Origin of the sequence: Stutzerimonas kirkiae (assembly GCF_004327335.1) — a bacterium.
Classification (GTDB): domain Bacteria; phylum Pseudomonadota; class Gammaproteobacteria; order Pseudomonadales; family Pseudomonadaceae; genus Stutzerimonas; species Stutzerimonas kirkiae.
Genome location: NZ_QJUO01000031.1, coordinates 1 through 18,960 on the forward strand (window position 1 = coordinate 1; position 18,960 = coordinate 18,960).

Genomic DNA, 18,960 nt, shown 5'->3' on the forward strand with positions numbered 1-18,960 from the left:
CCCTCGCATGGCAGAGTGCCCGCGCCCGCCTTGACAGCCTACCCCCCCATCCCTAGCATGCCGCGCAACCCTCGAGGAGCACCCGATGCAGCCCCAGTCCTTCTATACAGTGGTGGCGGACGACTTTACCGCGGTCGACGGCATCATCCGCAGCCAACTGACCTCCCGTGTACCACTGGTGGAAAAAATCGGGGACTACATCACCTCGGCCGGTGGAAAACGCCTGCGCCCCCTGCTGGTGCTGCTCACCGGCAATGCACTGGGGCATCAGGGCGATCAGTTGCGCCTGCTGGCGGCCATCATCGAGTTCCTGCACACCTCGACCCTGCTGCACGACGACGTAGTGGACATGTCCGGCATGCGCCGTGGACGCTCCACCGCCAACGCGCTATGGGGCAACGCCCCCAGCGTGCTGGTCGGCGACTTTCTCTATGCCCGCTCCTTCGAAATGATGGTCAGGCTCGGCTCGATGCCGGTCATGCAGATCATTTCCCAGGCCACCCGCGTGATTGCCGAAGGCGAAGTACTGCAACTCTCCAAGGTCCGCGACGCCAGCACCACCGAAGAAATCTACATGGAAGTGATCCGCGCCAAGACCGCGATGCTGTTCGAGGCATCGACCCATAGCGCCGCCACGCTGGCGGGCGCCAGCGCGGAACAGTGCGAGGCACTGCGCACATTCGGCGACCACCTGGGCATCGCCTTCCAACTGGTCGACGACCTGCTCGACTACCGAGGCGACACTGAGACACTGGGCAAGAACGTCGGCGACGACCTGGCCGAAGGCAAGCCCACCCTGCCGCTCATCCATACCATGCGCGAAGGCAGCGCCGAACAGGCAGCCCTGGTGCGCCGCGCGATCCAGAAAGGCGGCCTGGACGATCTCGAGCTGATTCGCGAAGCCGTCGAGTCGTCCGGCGCCCTGGACTACACCGCCAGTCTGGCCCGGCAATATGCCGAGCGCGCAGTGGGGTGCCTGCAGGCACTGCCCGCCTCCCGCTATCGCGACGCCTTGGAAGAACTGAGCCGCTTCGCCGTGGCCCGCACACACTGAGAACCCGTTCACGATCTCTCGAGCCAGGCCCGGCAAGAAGACCAACGAGAGCAACGGGAGTAACCAGCCGGAGCCGGAGGCTGGCCCGCAGGGCGCAGGGCCAGCGCAGCGAATCAAGCGCAGTCTACAAGTGGCAAATGCTCCGCTCGCCCCTCCCGGGGCCGCACTGAAGTGCGTTAGCCGCAAGCGGCCTGCCCGGGCCCGTTCTTAACGCAGCAGGGCCGACGCGCAGCAGATCGTGAACAGGCTCCAAGGCGCCAGCCATCCGAAAACCGCGGTTTTTCACAGTCTTCACAATTCATGACTTGCTTTTCTGTTAACAGTAATTATTCTCATTGAAGAATTTTATTGGAGGACACGTCATGACCTATCTGATCGACGCCTGGCTGGATCGCCCGCAACCCTACCTGCGCATACTCGACCGCAATACCGGCGACATCTGCGTCTCGCTCGAAGGGGACGCGCTGGAAGAGCTGCGCGAGCAGGGCGAGCTCGACATGCATGAACTCGGCACCAGCGAGCCCTGCGTACTCAAGGAGCAGATACGCAACCTGTTCCTCTTCAGCTACGCCCGGGCGTTGCGCCCGTGAGGCTCCGGCCATCCCCGCCCGCCGGTCTCCCGGCATCGCGGGGATGGGATGAGTGCCGGGCAGGCTCTCAGAGAACTTCCAGCAACTCCACATCGAACACCAGCACACTATGTGCCGGGATGCTGCCGATGTTCTGGGCGCCATAGGCCAGCTCGCTCGGAACATGCAGGCGCCACTTGCTGCCGGCATTCATCAGTTGCAGCGCCTCGGTCCAGCCCGCGATCACGCCTGATACCGGAAACTCGGCCGGCTGGCCACGCTGGTAGGAACTGTCGAACACGGTGCCGTTGATCAGCGTGCCATGGTAATGGGTACGGACACTGTCATCACGGGACGGCTTCGCCCCTTCGCCATCGGCCAGCACTTCATACTGCAGGCCGGAAGCCAGCACGGTGACACCTTCACGCTTGGCGTTCTCTTCCAGATAGGCGCGGCCCTCGGCGGCAGCGGCTTCCGCCTCGGCCTGGGCCCTGGCCTGCATCCGCTGACGGATCACCGCGAAACTGGCATTGAGATCCTCCGCACTGACACGGCTTTCCTGCGCGGCGAAAGCATCGCGAATGCCGACGATCACAGCCTCGAGATCGACGCCCGGCGGCGGATTGTCGCGCAGTTGATCGCCTAACTGGCGACCGATCCCATAACTTACGCGAGATTCATCGGTGGAAAGATCAAGGTCGCTCATACCCGGCTCCAATCATTCATTTCAAAGGGCGGGCAGACTAGCACAGCAACCATGGCAGACACATTCCACTTGCCATGGTCGGCCGGGTCAGTGCTTGGAGAGCTTGTCCAGATAGCCCATGAGGAAAGCCGACAGGACGAAGGTCAGGTGCAGGACCACATACCAGAGCAGCTTGTCGTTGGCGATCTGCTGGGCGTCCATGAATACCCGTAGCAGATGGATCGACGAGATCGCCACGATGGAGGCGGCCACCTTCATTTTCAGCGAGCCGGAATCCATCTTCCCGAGCCAGTCGAGCTTTTCCTTGCTCTCGTCGATATCCAGCTGCGAAACGAAGTTCTCGTAGCCGGAAATCATCACCATCACCAGCAGGCCGCCAACCAGCGCCATGTCGATCAGCGACAGCAACCTGAGGATCAGCTCGGCCTCGCTCAGCGTCAGTATCGCCGGCAGGACATGGATGACTTCCTGGAAGAACTTGATGGCCAGCGCCAGCAGCGCGAAGGACAGACCGAAATAGATGGGGGCCAGCAGCCAGCGCGAGGCGTACATGGCATTCTCGATGAAGCGCTCCATGGTTCTCTCATGTCTAAGGAAAACGGGCGGACGAGTATACGTCGCAGCGCGCCAGGCACAAGAGGCCCCTGGAACGCGCCCAGGGCAATCGCGCTATGTGCTCAAAGGGCCGAAAACAGCGCTTGAAGGCCCTAGGCTGAACGACAGGCAGTCCGTTGCCTGTCCGAAGGCAACGTTTCCACGTCCAGCTTTCCAGCCCCCGGTGCTTTTAGCGAAGGCCTCGACCGCGACAGCGGCATGGGGACCCCGTCTTCAGCGGCCCTCCCAGCCCCGGAATAGACGGGCCTGATCGGCATTGACCCGGCGCAGTTCGGAACGCATGTGCAACTGCCACATGGCCGGACCCTCACCATCCTCATAGCCCTGCTCGCGCAGGCTGCTGCCGATCGCATCCAATATCGAACGCGCCATCGCCACGCCACGGAACGGCCCCTGCACCCGCAACTCCGACGGCTGCGCGCCCTGCATTCCGGCCACGCACAGCAGCACCCACAGCCCCTGGTCGCTGCACAGCGGAAAGACTTCGCATTCGATCCGCGCGTCCGCTCCCAGGCAGCGCCGGGTCAGACAAAACGAATAAGTCATGGGCAGGCCCTCCAGGGTACGAGTGAAACATCGCTACCTATCCGGCAGACCCGCCAGCCCGGGCTATCGTTCCCGGGAAATCACTTACCGGTCCCGGTCGCCGACGGTGTACCTTCTTCCTTGCTATCGTCCGCCATACCGATCTGCGCGATATCGCGCAGGCGCGCCACCACCCTGGCATTCACGCTGCCTTCCGGGAAGGCGCCCGATTCACCGGCACTGCCGACAGCCTCGCCGACCAGCAGCGAAAGGGCCTCATCGACCTGGCGCACGGCATAGACATGGAAACGCTGCTGGCGCACGGCGTCGAGCACCCGCTCGTCGAGCATCAGGGTCGAGACATTGGCGAAGGGAATGATCACGCCCTGCTCGCCACTCAGGCCACGCGCCTCGCACAGGCGGAAAAAGCCTTCGATCTTCTCGTTGACCCCACCGACCGCCTGCACTTCGCCGAACTGGTTGATCGAGCCGGTAATGGCGAAGCACTGCTTGAGCGGTGTGCGGGAAAGCGCCGAGATCAGCGCACAGCATTCGCCCAGCGAGGCGCTGTCGCCGTCCACGTAGCCGTAGGATTGCTCCAGCGCGATGCTGGCGGAGATTTCCAGGGGGAACTCCTGGGCATAGCGGCTGCCCAGGTAACCGGTCAGGATCATCACCCCCTTGGAGTGGATCGGCTGCCCCAGATTGACCTCGCGCTCGATATCGACGATGCCCGAGCCACCCGGATAGACCGAAGCGGAAATACGCGCCGGCATGCCGAACGCGGAATCGCCCACCTCCAGAACGGTCAGGCCGTTGCACTTGCCGATGGCGGCGCCTTCACTGTCGATCAGAATCACGCCGGCCAGGATATCGTCGAGAATCCGCGCGGACACACGCCCGGTACGGGTGGCCTTGGCCCTGAGAGCGCGTTCGATATGGCCGACATCGGTCACTTCGTCGCGGGCCAGTTGGCGCACGAAATCCGCCTCGCTGACCAGTTGGAAGATATCGCCGATGCAGGCAGACAGGCGCCCCTGGTGCTCGGCCAGACGCGCGCTGTAGGTGGCCAGGCGCGCCACCGCGGCGGCAGTCAGCGGCGCCATGCCCTCTTCATGGGTACGCGTTTTCAACAATTGCGCGAATTGCTCCAGGCTGTCCTCTGCGAGCGGGATGTCCTCATCGAAGTCCACCAGTACACGGAACATCTCCTGGAAGTCGGGATCGAGGTCCTGCAAGGTGTAGTAGAGCTGCCGGGAACCGATGATCACCACCTTGACCTGCAACGGGATGAATTCCGGCGTCAGGGTGACGGTGGCCAGCCGCCCCAGCTCGGCCAGGGGCGACTCCATCTTCAGCTTGCGCGACTGCAAGGCGCGCTTGAGCGCCTCCCAGACGAACGGCTCGCCCAACAGCTTCTCGGCCTCCAGCAGCAGGAAGCCGCCGTTGGCCCGGTGCAGCGCGCCCGGGCGCAATTGCCGGTAGCTGGTGTAAAGGGCGCCCTGGTCGGTGCTGTATTCGATGCGGCCGAACAGGTTGTCGTAGGTCGGATGCGGCTCGAACACCACCGGTGCCCCGCCATCGACCGGATGCCCGACCACCAGGCTCGGGCTGTACTGCTCTTCCAGCAGTTGCCGCCCCTGGGCTTCGGTGCGGTTCTCGTCCACCAGTTGCTCGACCACTGTCTTCAGCAGGTTGACCTGTACCGCCTGCAGGTAGGCCTGTACCCCGGCGTTCTCCGCATACTTCTCCGACAGCGGTGCGAGCAGCGGCTCCAGGGCCTGGCTGATGGTTTCGTCATTGAGCTGGCGCACCTGGTTGACGGATTCGCGTTTCCACTGCGGCAGGCTGGCCAGTTCCTCGTTGAGGCGCACCTCCAGCGCGGCGATATCGGCGTGGTAACGCTCGCGCTCGGCCTCGGGCAACTGCGCGAAGTCGGCCTCGTCCATCGACTTGCCGTCTTTCATCGGTGTGAAGGCGATATTGGTGCTGTCGCGGTACAACGCGATTTCCTTCTCCAGCGCCAGCTTCTCGATCACATCCAGCGCCTTGTCATAGCGCTGGTTGAAGACGCGATCGATGGTGCTTTTCTTCTGCTGGTAGCTCGGGTGCTCGAACACCGCCGGGAAAGTCGACAGCAGGTTGCCGATCAACTGCCCCATGTCCTCGATGAAGGCGCCCGCACTGCCCTGCGGCAACTCCAGCACCCGCGGTTCGCGCTGTTCGTCGAAGTTGTTGACGTAGACCCAGTCGGACGGCGTTTCCAGGCGCTTGGCCTCGGCCCGCAGGTAGCGCCGCGTAAAGGAGAAACGCCCGGTCCCCGATTCGCCCATGACGAACACGTTGTAACCTGGACGCGGCATCGCCACGCCGAACTGCAGGGCCTCGACGGCACGCTCCTGCCCGAGCACACCGAAAAAAGGCTCCAATTCATCGGTAGTGGTGAAAGCGAACTGGTCAGGCTGGAACGGGCGGGTCAGCGCATCGGGCGCCAGGCGCAGGCTTGCAGCAAGGGGGTCTGACATCGGGAATCCTTGAATGGATGGCCATGTGTTCACACGGCACGGGGCCGGAGGGCCATGAACGATGTGCCATTCTGGCGCTGCCACCGCTTGGCCGCAAGGTTGCGAGCCGCCTGCGGCAACCGTTTGGGCCCCACCAATACCATTACAACTTGTGACACTTTCATCCGGCCAGAGCGTCCGGTTCTTGATTCAGGTCAACCCCACGCAAGCGGATTTAGAGCTTCCTAGCGATAGATTAGCCAGCACCGTGATGAGGTCGATAATGAACAGAACCACACCCTTGCTAGTAGGTAGCTTGCTACTGATGGCAGGCGCTTGTAGCGCCGATGAATTACGCGATCGCGCCAACAGCATCTTCAAACCGATACCCGAGAAGATCACTGAAGTACGTGGCCAGAAGATCAGCGACGAGCAGGCCATCCTTGGCCATAAGCTCTGGTTCGATCCGCGCCTGTCGCGCAGCCATATCATCAGTTGCAACACCTGCCACAACCTCAGCCTCGGCGGTGGCGACAACGTCACCACCTCCATCGGCCACGGCTGGCAGAAAGGCCCGCGCAACTCGCCGACCGTGCTCAACGCGGTGCTGAATGCCGCGCAGTTCTGGGATGGCCGTGCCAAGGACCTGCAGGAGCAGGCCAAGGGGCCGGTACAGGCCAGCGTGGAAATGAACAACACCCCGGATCGGGTGGTCACCACGCTCAAGAGCATTCCCGAGTATGTCGAGGAGTTCCAGAAGGCCTTCCCGAAAGACAAGGACCCGGTCAGCTTCGACAACATGGCCTATGCCCTGGAAGCCTTCGAAATCAGCCTGACCACGCCGAACTCACCCTTCGACCGCTTCCTCAAGGGTGAGGACAAGGCCCTGGATGCCGAGCAGAAGAAAGGCCTGGCGCTGTTCATGGATGCCGGCTGTATCGCTTGCCACAATGGCGTCAACGTGGGCGGCCAGGGCTACTTCCCCTTCGGCCTGATCAAGAGACCGGGGGCCGATGTCCTGCCCGAGGGCGACAAGGGCCGCTTCGCCGTGACCAACACCGCGTCCGACGAATATGTGTTCCGCGCCGCACCGCTGCGCAACGTCGCCCTGACCCCGCCCTACTTCCACAGTGGCGAGGTATGGGACCTGAAGGAAGCCGTGGCAATCATGGGCAACAGCCAGTTGGGACGCGACCTGAAGGATGATGAAGTGACGGCGATCACCGCCTTCCTGCATAGCCTGACCGGCGACCAGCCACAAGTGGCCTACCCGGTGCTGCCGGCAAGCACGCACTCGACACCGAAACCCGAGTAAACCATTGCGGAAACGAGAACGCCCCGGTCTACGGGGCGTTCTTGCATATGCGACATCCTCAGGACTTGTTCTGCTCCTTGAGCAGGTCACGGATTTCCGTCAGCAGGGCCTCTTCCGCCGAGGGAGCGGGCGGCGCGGCAGGCGCGGCGGCTTCTTCGCGCTTGAGATGGTTGATCGCCTTGATCGCCAGGAAAATGGCGAACGCCACGATGGCGAAGTCCACCACGGTCTGGATGAAGGCGCCATAACTGAGGAGCACCGCTGGCGCATCCCCCGCTGCTTCCTTCAGCACGATCGCCAGGTCCGAGAAGTCCACGCCACCGATCAGCAGCCCCAGCGGCGGCATGATCACGCCATCGACGAAAGACGAGACGATCTTGCCGAACGCGGCGCCGATAATGATACCGACCGCCATGTCGATCACATTGCCACGTACGGCAAAAGTCTTGAACTCGCTGATAAAACTCATAGATGAAATTCCTGTTCGGTATGAATGGGCCTGCCGTCTTGGCTGCCTGCGGCGCGGCAGGCCAAGCATAAGGCCCAGGCCGGGGACAGGCCAGAGCAAGCCGTCCGGAAAGGAAACATTCCCAATCTCAAGGCACCTTGACCATCGTCAAGGCCGTGCCCACGCGTCACGGATAATGTGGCCCCTGACTTCAATCCCCGGAGCTTAGGCCATGCACGTTGAACACCACCCACTGATCAAGGACTTCCCCGAGCGCCGCGAACTGCTGCATGAGCTGCGCCAGAGCGACCCGCATTTCGCCCAGAAGGCCCTGCAGTACGAAGACCTGGACAAGCGCATTTGCCGCGTCGAAGACGGCCTGGAACTGCTCGACGACACCGCCCTGCACACCCTCAAGAACGATCGCGTGGCGCTCAAGGACGAAATCGCCCGCCAGCTCAAGCGTGCTTCAGGCTCCTGCTGTGGGAAGTGTGGTGGCTAAAAGCCGGAAGCTGGCACAGCGCGCGCTCAAAGCTCCAGGATGACGACTTCCACTTTGGCCAACTGTCAGTGCACCGTTATCATGCCGCCTCATCCACCGATAGGGAGTCAGCATGGCCAAAGCCAAGCGTATGTACGGCTGCACCGAGTGCGGCTCCACCTTTCCCAAATGGGCCGGGCAATGCGCCGACTGCGGTGCCTGGAATACCTTGGTGGAAACAGTCATCGAAGGAGCGGCACCGTCCGGGCGCAGCGGCTGGACCGGTGACAAGGCCAATATCAAGACCCTGGCCGAAGTCAGCGTCGAGGAAGTCCCGCGCTTCTCCACCGCCTCCGGCGAGCTGGACCGGGTGCTCGGCGGTGGCCTGGTGGATGGTTCGGTGGTGCTGATCGGCGGCGACCCCGGTATCGGCAAGTCGACCATCCTGCTGCAGACCCTGTGCAACATCGCCCAGCGCTTCCCGGCGCTCTACGTCACCGGCGAGGAATCCCAGCAACAGGTGGCAATGCGCGCCCGGCGGCTGGACCTGCCGCAGGACAAGCTCAAGGTGATGACCGAAACCTGCATCGAGTCGATCATCGCCACCGCCCGCCAGGAAAAGCCCAAGGTGATGGTGATCGACTCGATCCAGACCATCTTCACCGAGCAGTTGCAGTCGGCCCCCGGCGGCGTCGCCCAGGTGCGCGAGAGCGCGGCGCTGCTGGTGCGCTTCGCCAAGCAGAGCGGCACGGCGATCTTCCTGGTCGGCCACGTCACCAAGGAAGGCGCCCTGGCCGGCCCGCGGGTACTGGAGCACATGGTCGACACCGTACTGTATTTCGAGGGCGAATCCGATGGCCGCCTGCGCCTGCTGCGGGCAGTGAAGAACCGCTTCGGCGCGGTCAACGAGCTGGGCGTGTTCGGCATGACCGACAAGGGCCTCAAGGAAGTCACCAACCCTTCGGCGATCTTCCTCACCCGCGCCCAGGAGGCCGTGCCCGGCAGCGTGGTGATGGCCACCTGGGAAGGCACCCGGCCAATGCTGGTGGAAGTGCAGGCGCTGGTGGACACCAGCCACCTGGCCAACCCGCGCCGCGTCACCCTCGGCCTGGACCAGAACCGCCTGGCCATGTTGCTGGCGGTACTGCACCGCCACGGTGGCATTCCCACCTATGACCAGGACGTGTTCCTCAACGTGGTCGGCGGCGTCAAGGTGCTGGAAACCGCCGCCGACCTGGCGCTGATGGCGGCGGTCATCTCCAGCCTGCGCAACCGCCCGCTGGACAACGACCTGCTGGTGTTCGGCGAGGTCGGCCTGTCCGGCGAGATCCGCCCGGTGCCCAGCGGCCAGGAGCGCCTCAAGGAAGCCGCCAAGCACGGCTTCAAGCGCGCCATCATCCCCAAGGGCAACGCCCCCAAGGAAGCCCCGGCGGGCTTGCGTATCATCCCGGTGACGCGCCTGGAGCAGGCGCTGGATGCGCTGTTCGAATAGCGTTCACCCACAAAAGCCCTTTCAACGTCCCATACCGCAGGGTGCGCCATGCGCACCAGCAAGCGACGTGCCATCCTCCCCGGTGCGCACGGCGCACCCAAGAACAAAAAACCCGGCGCGAAGGCCGGGTTTTTCATTTCAACGCCAGTACGCTCAGTTGCCGTAGACCGGCAGTTTCGCGCAAATGGCGGATACCTTGCCGCGAACGTCCTCGATTACCGCCTCGTTGCCCAGGTCGGCGAGAATATCGCAGATCCAGCCGGCCAGCTCGCGGCACTCGGCTTCCTTGAAGCCACGGGTGGTCACGGCCGGCGTACCGATGCGCAGGCCCGAGGTGACGAACGGCGATTTCGGGTCGTTCGGTACCGCGTTCTTGTTGACGGTGATGTGGGCACGGCCCAGGGCGGCATCCGCGTCCTTGCCGGTGATGCCCTGCTTGATCAGGCTGAGCAGGAACAGGTGGTTCTGCGTACCGCCGGAAACCACGTCGAAACCGCGCTCGATGAACACCTGGGCCATGGCCTGGGCGTTCTTCACGACTTGCTGCTGGTAGGCCTTGAACTCAGGCTGCAGGGCTTCCTTGAAGCACACCGCCTTGGCGGCGATGACATGCTCGAGCGGGCCGCCCTGGCCACCCGGGAATACCGCGGAGTTGAGCTTCTTCTCGATCTCGGCGTTGGCGCGCGCCAGGATCAGGCCGCCACGCGGGCCGCGCAGGGTCTTGTGGGTGGTGGTGGTGACCACGTCGGCGAAGGGCACCGGGTTCGGGTAGACGCCAGCGGCGACCAGCCCGGCGACGTGGGCCATGTCGACGAACAGGTAGGCCCCGACCTTGTCGGCGATCTCGCGAAAACGTGCGAAATCCAGCACCTGGGAGTAGGCGGAGAAACCGGCGACGACGATCTTCGGCTTGTGCTCCAGGGCCAGGCGCTCGACTTCGTCGTAGTCGATCAGGCCGTCATCGTCGATGCCGTACTGCACGGCGTTGTACAGCTTGCCGGAGGAAGACACGCTGGCGCCGTGGGTCAGGTGCCCGCCATGGGCCAGGCTCATGCCGAGGATGGTGTCGCCAGCCTCGAGCAGCGCCAGGTAGACCGCGCTGTTGGCCTGGGAACCGGCGTGCGGCTGGACGTTGGCGTAGTCGGCGCCGAACAGTTGCTTGGCCCGGTCTATTGCAAGCTGCTCGACGATATCGACGTATTCGCAACCACCGTAGTAGCGCTTGCCCGGATAGCCCTCGGCGTACTTGTTGGTCAGCACGCTGCCCTGGGCTTCCATTACCGCCGGGCTGGCATAGTTCTCCGAGGCGATCAGTTCAATGTGGTCTTCCTGACGCTTGGCTTCCTGCTGCATGGCAGCGAAAAGTTCGGCATCGTAGCGAGCGAGGGTCAAATCACGGCTGAACATGGTGGTCCCCTAGGAAATCAGCGGCATTGGAAAATAAGCTGCGGATTCTACCTGATTCGCCCTGATGCGGATATTGAAGGGTGGTCATGGGCAAATAGAAGCGGCTTCAAGCGGCAAGCCTCAAGCTGCAAGAAAAAGCGTGGCTTCGGCGTACTTCCGCTTGTGGCTTGCAGCCGATTCGTTCACCCCAGCATCGCCTGGAAGCAATCGGCCGGCATCGGGCGGGCAAGGAAGAAGCCCTGCACTTCGTTGCAGCCGTAGCGCCGCAGGAAATCCAGTTGGGCCTGGTTTTCCACGCCTTCGGCGATCACCGACATATTCAGGCTATGGGCCATGGCGATGATGGCGCGGGCGATCTGCGCGTCCTGCTCGCCCTCTGGCAGGCCATCGACGAAGCTGCCATCGATCTTCAACACATCTATAGGGAACTGCTTCAGGTAATTGAGCGATGAATAGCCGGTGCCGAAGTCGTCCACGGCAATCGACAGCCCGAGCTGCTTGAGTTCGGCGAGGGTCCGCATGGCCAACCCGACATCCTGCATCAGAATGCTTTCGGTCAACTCCAGCTCCAGGCTCGCAGGCGCGAGCCCGGCGGCACCGAGAATGCTCGCGATACGCTGCCCGAGCTGCCCCGAAGCAAACTGGCGGGCGGAAAGATTGACCGCCACCTTGGGCACCCGCAGGCCCAGCTCATGCCAGGCGACGATCTGCCGGCAGGCCTCGGCGAGCACCCAGTCGCCAACCTCCACCACCAGCCCCAGTTCTTCCAGGGCCGGAATGAAATCGCCCGGCGACACAAGGCCACGGCGGGGGTGATTCCAGCGCAGCAGCACCTCCGCGCCGGTCAGGCACTGGCCGTCGCTGGTGAACTGCGGCTGATAGTGCAGGATGAACTGCCGCTGCTCCAGGGCATGGCGCAGGTCGCTCTCCAGCTCCAGGCGCTCCAGGGCGCTGGCGTTCATCTCCGCCTGGTAGAACTGGAAGTTGTTCTTGCCGCGTTCCTTGGCGTGATACATCGCCGTATCGGCATTCTTCATCAACTGGCTGGCCTCGGCGCCATCCTGGGGACTCAGGGCGATGCCGATACTGGCGGTGACGAAGAATTCCCGCTCCGACAGCACGAACGGCTCGGTGAGCGTGGAGAGAATGTCCTCGGCGACCCGGATCGCCTGCCGCAGCGCATCCTCGCGCCGACCGCAGGGGCTCAGCAGGAAAGTGAACTCATCCCCGCCCATGCGCGCCACCGTATCATCATCATCGACACAGGCCGCCAGCCTGACGGCCACATCCTTGAGCATGCTGTCGCCGGCGGCATGCCCCAACGAGTCGTTGATGGGCTTGAAGCGGTCCAGGTCAAGGAACATCAGCACCACCCAGTCCCCCCGGCGCCCGGCCTGCTGCAGACTGTTGTAGAGACGATCCTGGAACAGCGTGCGATTGGGCAACTGGGTCAGGGCATCGTAGTAGGCCAGCCGGTGAATACGCTGCTCGCTGGCCTTGCGCTCGCTCATGTCGTTGAAGAAGCACACATAGCTGACCAGCTCCTGCGCCTCGCCTCGCACGGCGGTGATCCCCACCCAGCACGGATAGGCCTCGCCGCTCTTGCGCTTGAGCCAGAACTCGCCTTCCCAACTGCCGCACTGGCGAATCTGCGTAAGCACATAATTCATCTGGTTGGCCTGCTGGCTATCGGCACTCAGGAAAGCCGGCAACTGGCCGACCACCTCCTCGTCGCAATAGCCGGTGATGCGGTTGAAGGCATCGTTGACCTGCACGATGGAGCCGCCGGGGTCCGTCACCAGGATCGCCGCGGTGGAATTCTCGAATACCGTCGCAGCCATGCGCAGGGCCTTTTCGGCATTACGCTGCTGGCTGATGTCGCGCAACACCCAGACGAATCCTGAAGGTTGTTGCTCATCGTCGACCCGCAGCGCCCTGCGCGTGACCGAATAGAAACGCACCTCGCCCCCCTGCAGCGTGCGCAATGGCTCCAGCACAAGGTCACGGCTGCGCAGGCTGACATCCAGGGCACGCGGATCGAGGCCCAGCAGCAATTCCTGCAGCAGATAGAGCCCGGCATCGGTGTTATCCAGGCCAAACATTTCCTGGGCTGGCGGGTTGAGGTAACGCAAGCGCCCGTCGAGACCGCTGATCAGTACCAGCTCTTCGATGGCACCCAGGGCACTGGCAGCGAAACCCAGCGTGCGACGATGCCAGATGGCCCTCCGTGGTGCCGGCAACCAGGCGATGGCAGCCAGGCCACAGTCACGCACGCGCGCGATCCACGACTGGCTGGTGATCTGCCGGGAGGAGGTTTTCTTATTGGCCACGCGACGGGTCCCTGAACAACGGCGTCGAAACAATCAACACGGGGAGGCAGGGGCCTCATCGAAGGCCGCGACTGGCACATATCCCTGTACCACCACGACGCTCGTCACCCACATGCCCCCATTACGAGCACACCTCGTTTCGTATGGAGCGGCCCGCCCGTCAGGACGGGCGGGCCATCGAACTGATACTAGAATGCACTGCCCCAGGGCAGAGTGCCAGTACTCACCGACACAAGATCCGATTACCCGCGCAGGGCACCGACCGATGCAACGAGCCGCGCCATCAGGGCTTGTGCGGACGCGCCAGGTATTCGTGGGATTGCATCTCCAGCAGGCGGCTGAGGGTGCGCTGGAACTCGAACTCCAGCCGGCCACCGGCATACAGGTCCTTGAGCTCGACCTCGGCGGAAAGGATCAGCTTGACCTGGCGGTCGTAGAACTCGTCCACCATATTGATGAAGCGCCGCGCCATGTCGTCCTTGGCCACCCCCATCTGCTCGATGTTGGACACCAGCACGGCCTCGTAGACCTTGCCCAGCTCGATGTAGTCGTTCTGGCTGCGCGGCCCGTCGCACAGCGCGCGAAATTCGAACCAGACGACATCGTTGGCCACCTTGCGCGCGACGATCTCGCGCTTCTCGACGGTCAACGCCTCGTTCTCGCGGATCGCGCAGTTTTCCGTCAGCAGGCTGCGGAAGCTTTTCTCCAGGCTGGCATCGGCATCCGCACCCAGCGGGCAGTAGTAAAGCTCGGCCTGCTCCAGGGCGCGCAGGCGATAGTCGATGCCGCTGTCGACATTGACGATCTCGGTATGCACCTTGAGCAGTTCGATGGCCGGCAGGAAGCGCGCGCGCTGCAGGCCATCCTTGTAGAGGCCGTCCGGCACGATGTTGGAGGTGGCCACCAGGCTGACGCCGTTCTTGAACAGCTCTTCGAGCAGGGTCGCCAGGATCATCGCGTCAGTGATGTCGGACACGAAGAACTCGTCGAAGCAGATCACCCGCGCCTCATCGGCGAAGCGCTTGCCGATGACGGTCAGCGGGTTCTTCACATCCTTGAGGGTCCTCATTTCCTCGTGCACGCGCTTCATGAAGCGGTGGAAGTGCGTGCGCATCTTCTGTTCGAACGGCAGCGCGTCGAAGAAGGTATCGACCAGATAGGTCTTGCCGCGCCCGACGCCCCCCCAGAAATACAGGCCCTTGACCGGTCCCTGGCGCCTGGCCGAGAACAGCTTGCCGAACAGCCCGCCCTTGCTGCCACGGTCGTCGGCCAGCAAATCGTCATACAGCCGCTGCAGATGCCGTACGGCATTTTCCTGGGCGGCGTCGTGGAAGAATTCGGGACGTTTCAGGTCAGCCTGATAGCGCTCAAGGGGTGTCATGCCGGGGCCTGGTCGAGAAAAGGGGGCCGACACTTTATCCGCGCCTCCGGCGCTTGGCAATTTATCCGCACCTCCGACGCTTGGCAATTTATCCGCACCTCCCGCGCCAGGCAATTCACTCAAGTCTTTCATTCGCCCCCCTGAATCCCCTCTACCTCATCCTGGCGCCTATTCGGCCAGCCCGTCGATCGCATCGCGCAGGTTCTGCATCGCGCGCTCCAGCGCTGCCGAGTCGGCCTGCCGTGGGCTGTCCGCAAGGACCTCGCCGTCCAGCCACAAGCTGAAGACATCGGCCTCGCCGACGCGCAAATCCAGGGCAGCCCCCCCCAGCTCGACCAGCCGCTGGCCCAGCGCACCGATGGCCTTCGGGTCGCTGAAAGGCCGCGACAACAGCAATTCCTCACCAGCGGCCGAGAAGAAGCGGAAGCGAAAACGGCCATCGGCTTCGCGAAAGCTGGCGAAACGGGCACGCTTGCCGCCCTTTTTCGCCGCAGCCGCTTTCTTCGTCGCGGCCGCCTCGCTCCCCTCGCCGCGGAAGCTGCGCAGGCCAACCGCCTCTCGCAGCTCGCCGAGGAACGGTGTGGCGATGCGGCGTGCCTTGACGGCACCGGCCTGGAGAATATCTTCCAGATCGTCAGGGCGTGCAATCAGCGCATGGTAGTGCTCACGCCCCGCGGCCAACTCCTCGTCGAGCAACTGGAACAGGCGTTGCTTGGCCTCGCCCCAGCCCAGGCCGTCGATCAACTCGGCACGGAACGCCGCGCTGCGCTCCGGCGTGGCGAACGCCCGGTACAGTTCGAACAGATGGGCGCTATCGGGATCCTTCGGCTCGCCCGGCAGTTTCGAATCGGTGACGATGCGCGCCACTTCATCCTTGAGCTGTTTCGCCGTACCGAACAGCGCGATGGTATTGTCGTAGCTCTTGGACATCTTGCGCCCGTCCAGGCCCGGCAGGGTCGATACGCTTTCTTCGATCAGCGCCTCGGGCAGGGCGAACAGCGCCTTGCCATTGCCGAACAGGTAGTTGAAGCGCTGGGCGATGTCACGCGCCATTTCCACATGCTGGATCTGGTCGCGCCCTACCGGGATCTTGTGGGCATTGAACATCAGGATATCCGCCGCCATCAGCACCGGATAACTGAACAGGCCCATGCTGATCCCCGCATCCGGGTCTTCCCCGGCCTCGATATTCTTATCCACCGACGCCTTGTAGGCGTGCGCACGGTTGAGCAGGCCCTTGCCGGCGACACAGGTGAGCAGCCAGGTCAGCTCGGGGATTTCCGGGATGTCCGACTGCCGATAGAAGGTCACGCGCTCGGGATCGAGGCCGCTGGCCAGCCAGGTCGCGGCGATTTCCAGGCGCGAGCGCTGGATGCGCCGCGGGTCATCGCACTTGATCAGCGCGTGGTAGTCGGCCAGGAAGTAGAAAGAGTCGGTATCGGCGTCACGGCTGGCACGCACCGCCGGACGGATGGCGCCCGCATAGTTGCCGAGGTGTGGCGTGCCGGTGGTGGTGATGCCGGTGAGAATTCGCGTGGTCATGGGTGTTCTATCCGTTGGCGCAAAGAGATGGCAAGCAGGCTCTCGGAACCCGTTATCGAAAGGATCGCCGCCATCGCAGGAGCGGGCTTGCCCGCGAAGCTTCCAGTGCCAGCGGCGCCCATTCGCGGGAAGCCCGCCCCTACGAAAGCAGTCCTCAGGCCAGTCGCGGTGCAACCAGCGCCTTCAGCTCGACCAGCTTGCCGTGGAAAAAGTGGCCGCATTCTGCCACTTTCAGCAGTTCATGGGGGTACGGCAGGCCGGCGGAGAAGGTATAGACGCTCTCCGGCTCGATCACTTCGTCTTGCTCCGGCTGAATGATCGTCAGTTGGCAGCCCTCGTACAGCGCCACGTCCTGTAACCGCGCGGCGGCGGGCGCAACCAGCAACAGCCGCTCGATCTCGCCGCCCCGGCCCTGCTCCCGCCCGGACAGGGCGCCGGCGACGAAGCCGCCAAAGGAAAACCCGAGCAGCGCGACCGGCAGCCCTGGCCCGCGCTCACGCAGCCAGCGCAGCGCGGCTTCGGCGTCGTCCACCTCGCCGAAACGCATGTCATGCTCGCCGGCGCTGGCGCCCACGCCCCGGTAATTGAAACGCAGCGTGCTATAGCCGGCATCGCGGGCGGTGCGCTGCAAGGTCGAAACGACCTTGTTGAGCATGCTCCCACCCTTGACCGGGTTGGGGTGGCAGATCAACGCCAGACCGCGGGCGACCGGCTCTTCATGGTAAAGGCCTTCCAGTGCGCCACTGGGACCGTCGATCGAAATGGGGGTTTCTCGCTTGAGCAACTTGGAACTCCGTGACCTTGGGGCCGGTCGACTCGTCTTGAACTCGGATTGCCGTTTCGGCACATGCACTGGAACGGATGGACCGCCTGCAACACAGGCATTCGTCGCGGTATACAGAGCAGGAACGAGACGTTAACGTAACAGGCCACCGAAAGACCACTGCCGGCCTGTCAACACAGCCGTTTTATATAAGAGGAAGGACTCGTGGAACAGACTCTCGCGACCTGGTTGCTCCCCATCATCGGCCTGATCGTCGGCATCGCCATCGGCTACCTGATCGCACGCTACGCGGCGCCAAGCGGTACCCAACGCCAGGTCGACAACCTGCAGGAGCGCTTCGATACCTATCAGAGCGAAGTGGTCACGCACTTCAATACCACGGCGACCCTGCTGCACAAACTGACCAGCACCCAGCAGGACATCCGGGACCACCTGTCCCAGGGCGCCGACAAGCTCGCCCTCGACGAACAGACCCGCCAGCGCCTGCTGACCGCGCTGCACAGCGAAAACCACACGCCGCGCGAGCGCCTGAGCGCCTCGACCTTCACCGAGCCGCCAAAGGACTACGCCCCCAAGGGCGCGGACGCCACCGGCACCCTGCACGAAAACTTCGGCCTGAAAAGCCGCCCGTGAAAGGCCCATTGGCCTGAGCGGCCAGGACCGCTCAGGCCACCGGTGCGCCGTGCGCACCTGGGATAGCGGTGCCGATCACTCAGGTGCGCGCGGCGCACCCTGCACAAGGCTGCCGGCCGCGACATTTGATCGCTAGTCCCGCAGGCGCATGGACAGGTCGATGGCCTGCACATGCTTGGTCAGCGCACCGATGGAGATATAGTCCACGCCGGTTTCGGCAACGCTGCGCAGGTTGTCGTCATTGACGCCCCCCGAAGCCTCCAGCTTCGCCCGCCCCGCCGTCAGCACCACCGCCGTGCGCATATCCTCCAGACTCAACTCGTCGAGCATGACGATATCCGCAGCGGCCTGCAGCGCCTGCTCCAGTTCATCCAGGCTTTCCACCTCGACTTCCACCGGCTTGCCCGGCGCGATGCGATGCGCCGCCTCGACCGCCGCCGCGATTCCACCGCAGGCGGCGATATGGTTTTCCTTGATCAGGAAGGCGTCGTACAAGCCCAGGCGATGGTTATGGCAGCCGCCACAAGTCACCGCATACTTCTGCGCCAGGCGCAGGCCGGGAATGGTCTTGCGCGTGTCCAGCAATTTCACCCCCGTGCCTTCCACGTGGTCGGCATAGTGCCTGCAACGGGTCGCCACGCCAGAGAGCATCTGCAGGAAGTTCAGCGCGCTGCGTTCCCCAGTCAGCAGGGCGCGGGCCGGCCCCTGCAGGTGAAACAGCAGCGCATCGGCCTCGACCCGCTCGCCATCGGCCACCTGCCAGTGCACGGCGACCCTGGCATCCAGTTGGCGAAAGACCGCATCGACCCAGCGCGTGCCGCTGATCACCGCCGGCTCGCGGGTGATCACGCTGGCATGCGCCAGGCGACTGGCCGGGATCAGTTGGGCGGTGATATCCCCCTGGCCGATATCCTCGGCCAGGGCTCGACGGACATTGGCCTCGATTTCGCTGCCGAGGTCGGCAAGAGTGAGATTGGGCATGACGGGCTCCACGACGGTTCGCGGGGGATTATACGGTACCCGGCACGGCAACGATGGCCCGCCATGCACGCCGCAACCGGCACGGCGGTATTTCCCCCAGGGTCTGTTGACGTTTCGGCATGGATGGCCGGATCGAGGCACAAGCGGACAGCCGAAAAGCGCTGGAGGCTGAACGACCGGCACACGGCGCCAG

Annotated in this window: 17 protein-coding genes and 1 pseudogene; 6 read left to right on the forward strand and 12 right to left on the reverse strand. The window is 63.6% G+C overall.

What is annotated here, in order from left to right:
• The first annotated feature begins 85 nt into the window (after positions 1-85).
• The gene (locus DNJ95_RS15230; protein WP_131185585.1) at positions 86-1,054 is read left to right on the forward strand and encodes a polyprenyl synthetase family protein; all 969 of its coding nucleotides are present in this window, start codon (positions 86-88) and stop codon (positions 1,052-1,054) included.
• A 362-nt stretch (positions 1,055-1,416) separates the two neighbouring features.
• Positions 1,417-1,644: a PA4570 family protein gene (locus DNJ95_RS15235; RefSeq protein WP_131185586.1), complete on the forward strand. Its 228-nt coding sequence runs from the start codon at positions 1,417-1,419 to the stop codon at positions 1,642-1,644.
• 67 nt (positions 1,645-1,711) lie between these two features.
• Here the strand turns inward: DNJ95_RS15235 and DNJ95_RS15240 are convergent, their stop codons facing one another.
• From DNJ95_RS15240 to DNJ95_RS19865, 5 genes are all read right to left on the reverse strand, one after another.
• Positions 1,712-2,329: a BamJ family beta-barrel-assembly machinery protein gene (locus DNJ95_RS15240; protein WP_131185587.1), complete on the reverse strand. Its 618-nt coding sequence runs from the start codon at positions 2,327-2,329 to the stop codon at positions 1,712-1,714.
• A gap of 87 nt (positions 2,330-2,416) precedes the next feature.
• Positions 2,417-2,905, reverse strand: a complete 489-nt coding sequence (locus tag DNJ95_RS15245; protein ID WP_131185588.1) for a TIGR00645 family protein — start codon at positions 2,903-2,905, stop codon at positions 2,417-2,419.
• A 252-nt stretch (positions 2,906-3,157) separates the two neighbouring features.
• A complete protein-coding gene (locus tag DNJ95_RS15250; RefSeq protein WP_131185589.1) occupies positions 3,158-3,490 on the reverse strand; it encodes a PA4575 family protein in 333 nt (110 codons plus the stop codon).
• Between the two features lie 80 nt (positions 3,491-3,570).
• A complete protein-coding gene (locus DNJ95_RS15255) occupies positions 3,571-5,994 on the reverse strand; it encodes a Lon protease family protein (protein WP_131185590.1) in 2,424 nt (807 codons plus the stop codon).
• Positions 5,995-6,023: 29 nt separating this feature from the next.
• Positions 6,024-6,158, reverse strand: a complete 135-nt coding sequence (locus DNJ95_RS19865; RefSeq protein WP_476718337.1) for a Sec-independent protein translocase subunit TatA/TatB — start codon at positions 6,156-6,158, stop codon at positions 6,024-6,026.
• A 98-nt stretch (positions 6,159-6,256) separates the two neighbouring features.
• Here DNJ95_RS19865 and DNJ95_RS15260 point away from each other — a divergent pair, with 98 nt between their 5' ends.
• A complete protein-coding gene (locus DNJ95_RS15260) occupies positions 6,257-7,288 on the forward strand; it encodes a cytochrome-c peroxidase (protein WP_131185591.1) in 1,032 nt (343 codons plus the stop codon).
• A gap of 58 nt (positions 7,289-7,346) precedes the next feature.
• Here DNJ95_RS15260 and mscL read toward each other — a convergent pair whose 3' ends face one another.
• A complete protein-coding gene (gene mscL / locus DNJ95_RS15265) occupies positions 7,347-7,757 on the reverse strand; it encodes a large-conductance mechanosensitive channel protein MscL (protein WP_131185592.1) in 411 nt (136 codons plus the stop codon).
• 211 nt (positions 7,758-7,968) lie between these two features.
• Here mscL and DNJ95_RS15270 point away from each other — a divergent pair, with 211 nt between their 5' ends.
• On the forward strand, positions 7,969-8,238 hold the full coding sequence (locus DNJ95_RS15270; protein WP_131185593.1) for an HP1242/YdcH family protein: 270 nt from the start codon (positions 7,969-7,971) through the stop codon (positions 8,236-8,238).
• Between the two features lie 112 nt (positions 8,239-8,350).
• Complete coding sequence (gene radA, locus DNJ95_RS15275; RefSeq protein ID WP_131185594.1) at positions 8,351-9,709, forward strand: DNA repair protein RadA; 1,359 nt, start codon at positions 8,351-8,353, stop codon at positions 9,707-9,709.
• Positions 9,710-9,862: 153 nt separating this feature from the next.
• Here radA and glyA read toward each other — a convergent pair whose 3' ends face one another.
• From glyA to DNJ95_RS15300, 5 genes and pseudogenes are all read right to left on the reverse strand, one after another.
• Positions 9,863-11,116, reverse strand: a complete 1,254-nt coding sequence (gene glyA / locus DNJ95_RS15280) for a serine hydroxymethyltransferase (protein ID WP_131185595.1) — start codon at positions 11,114-11,116, stop codon at positions 9,863-9,865.
• Positions 11,117-11,298: 182 nt separating this feature from the next.
• A pseudogene (locus DNJ95_RS15285) lies at positions 11,299-13,290 on the reverse strand (putative bifunctional diguanylate cyclase/phosphodiesterase); the annotation flags it as partial.
• Between the two features lie 439 nt (positions 13,291-13,729).
• Positions 13,730-14,827 (reverse strand): cell division protein ZapE, encoded by a 1,098-nt coding sequence (gene zapE / locus DNJ95_RS15290; protein ID WP_131185596.1) that lies wholly within the window; start codon positions 14,825-14,827, stop codon positions 13,730-13,732.
• Between the two features lie 168 nt (positions 14,828-14,995).
• Positions 14,996-16,369, reverse strand: a complete 1,374-nt coding sequence (locus tag DNJ95_RS15295) for a tryptophan--tRNA ligase (RefSeq protein WP_131185597.1) — start codon at positions 16,367-16,369, stop codon at positions 14,996-14,998.
• A gap of 154 nt (positions 16,370-16,523) precedes the next feature.
• Positions 16,524-17,153 carry an alpha/beta hydrolase gene (locus tag DNJ95_RS15300; RefSeq protein WP_131185598.1) on the reverse strand — a complete coding sequence of 210 codons (630 nt, stop codon included), beginning with the start codon at positions 17,151-17,153 and terminating at the stop codon, positions 16,524-16,526.
• 204 nt (positions 17,154-17,357) lie between these two features.
• Here DNJ95_RS15300 and DNJ95_RS15305 point away from each other — a divergent pair, with 204 nt between their 5' ends.
• Entirely contained in the window at positions 17,358-17,786 is a 429-nt protein-coding gene (locus DNJ95_RS15305) for a Z-ring associated ZapG family protein (RefSeq protein WP_131185599.1), read from the forward strand.
• Positions 17,787-17,918: 132 nt separating this feature from the next.
• On the opposite strand, the gene nadC is transcribed toward DNJ95_RS15305, so the two are convergent.
• Positions 17,919-18,767, reverse strand: coding sequence for a carboxylating nicotinate-nucleotide diphosphorylase (gene nadC, locus DNJ95_RS15310; RefSeq protein ID WP_131185600.1), 849 nt, complete (start codon positions 18,765-18,767; stop codon positions 17,919-17,921).
• Between the last annotated feature and the right edge of the window lie 193 nt (positions 18,768-18,960).

Excerpts from the sequence above, each read along its gene's own strand:
- DNJ95_RS15230 (WP_131185585.1), top strand. The coding sequence starts at position 86 with ATGCAGCCCCAGTCCTTCTATACAGTGGTGGCGGACGACTTTACCGCG.
- DNJ95_RS15235 (WP_131185586.1), top strand. The coding sequence starts at position 1,417 with ATGACCTATCTGATCGACGCCTGGCTGGATCGCCCGCAACCCTACCTG.
- DNJ95_RS15240 (WP_131185587.1), bottom strand. The coding sequence starts at position 2,329 with ATGAGCGACCTTGATCTTTCCACCGATGAATCTCGCGTAAGTTATGGG.
- DNJ95_RS15245 (WP_131185588.1), bottom strand. The coding sequence starts at position 2,905 with ATGGAGCGCTTCATCGAGAATGCCATGTACGCCTCGCGCTGGCTGCTG.
- DNJ95_RS15250 (WP_131185589.1), bottom strand. The coding sequence starts at position 3,490 with ATGACTTATTCGTTTTGTCTGACCCGGCGCTGCCTGGGAGCGGACGCG.
- DNJ95_RS15255 (WP_131185590.1), bottom strand. The coding sequence starts at position 5,994 with ATGTCAGACCCCCTTGCTGCAAGCCTGCGCCTGGCGCCCGATGCGCTG.
- DNJ95_RS19865 (WP_476718337.1), bottom strand. The coding sequence starts at position 6,158 with ATGAAAGTGTCACAAGTTGTAATGGTATTGGTGGGGCCCAAACGGTTG.
- DNJ95_RS15260 (WP_131185591.1), top strand. The coding sequence starts at position 6,257 with ATGAACAGAACCACACCCTTGCTAGTAGGTAGCTTGCTACTGATGGCA.
- mscL (WP_131185592.1), bottom strand. The coding sequence starts at position 7,757 with ATGAGTTTTATCAGCGAGTTCAAGACTTTTGCCGTACGTGGCAATGTG.
- DNJ95_RS15270 (WP_131185593.1), top strand. The coding sequence starts at position 7,969 with ATGCACGTTGAACACCACCCACTGATCAAGGACTTCCCCGAGCGCCGC.
- radA (WP_131185594.1), top strand. The coding sequence starts at position 8,351 with ATGGCCAAAGCCAAGCGTATGTACGGCTGCACCGAGTGCGGCTCCACC.
- glyA (WP_131185595.1), bottom strand. The coding sequence starts at position 11,116 with ATGTTCAGCCGTGATTTGACCCTCGCTCGCTACGATGCCGAACTTTTC.
- zapE (WP_131185596.1), bottom strand. The coding sequence starts at position 14,827 with ATGACACCCCTTGAGCGCTATCAGGCTGACCTGAAACGTCCCGAATTC.
- DNJ95_RS15295 (WP_131185597.1), bottom strand. The coding sequence starts at position 16,369 with ATGACCACGCGAATTCTCACCGGCATCACCACCACCGGCACGCCACAC.
- nadC (WP_131185600.1), bottom strand. The coding sequence starts at position 18,767 with ATGCCCAATCTCACTCTTGCCGACCTCGGCAGCGAAATCGAGGCCAAT.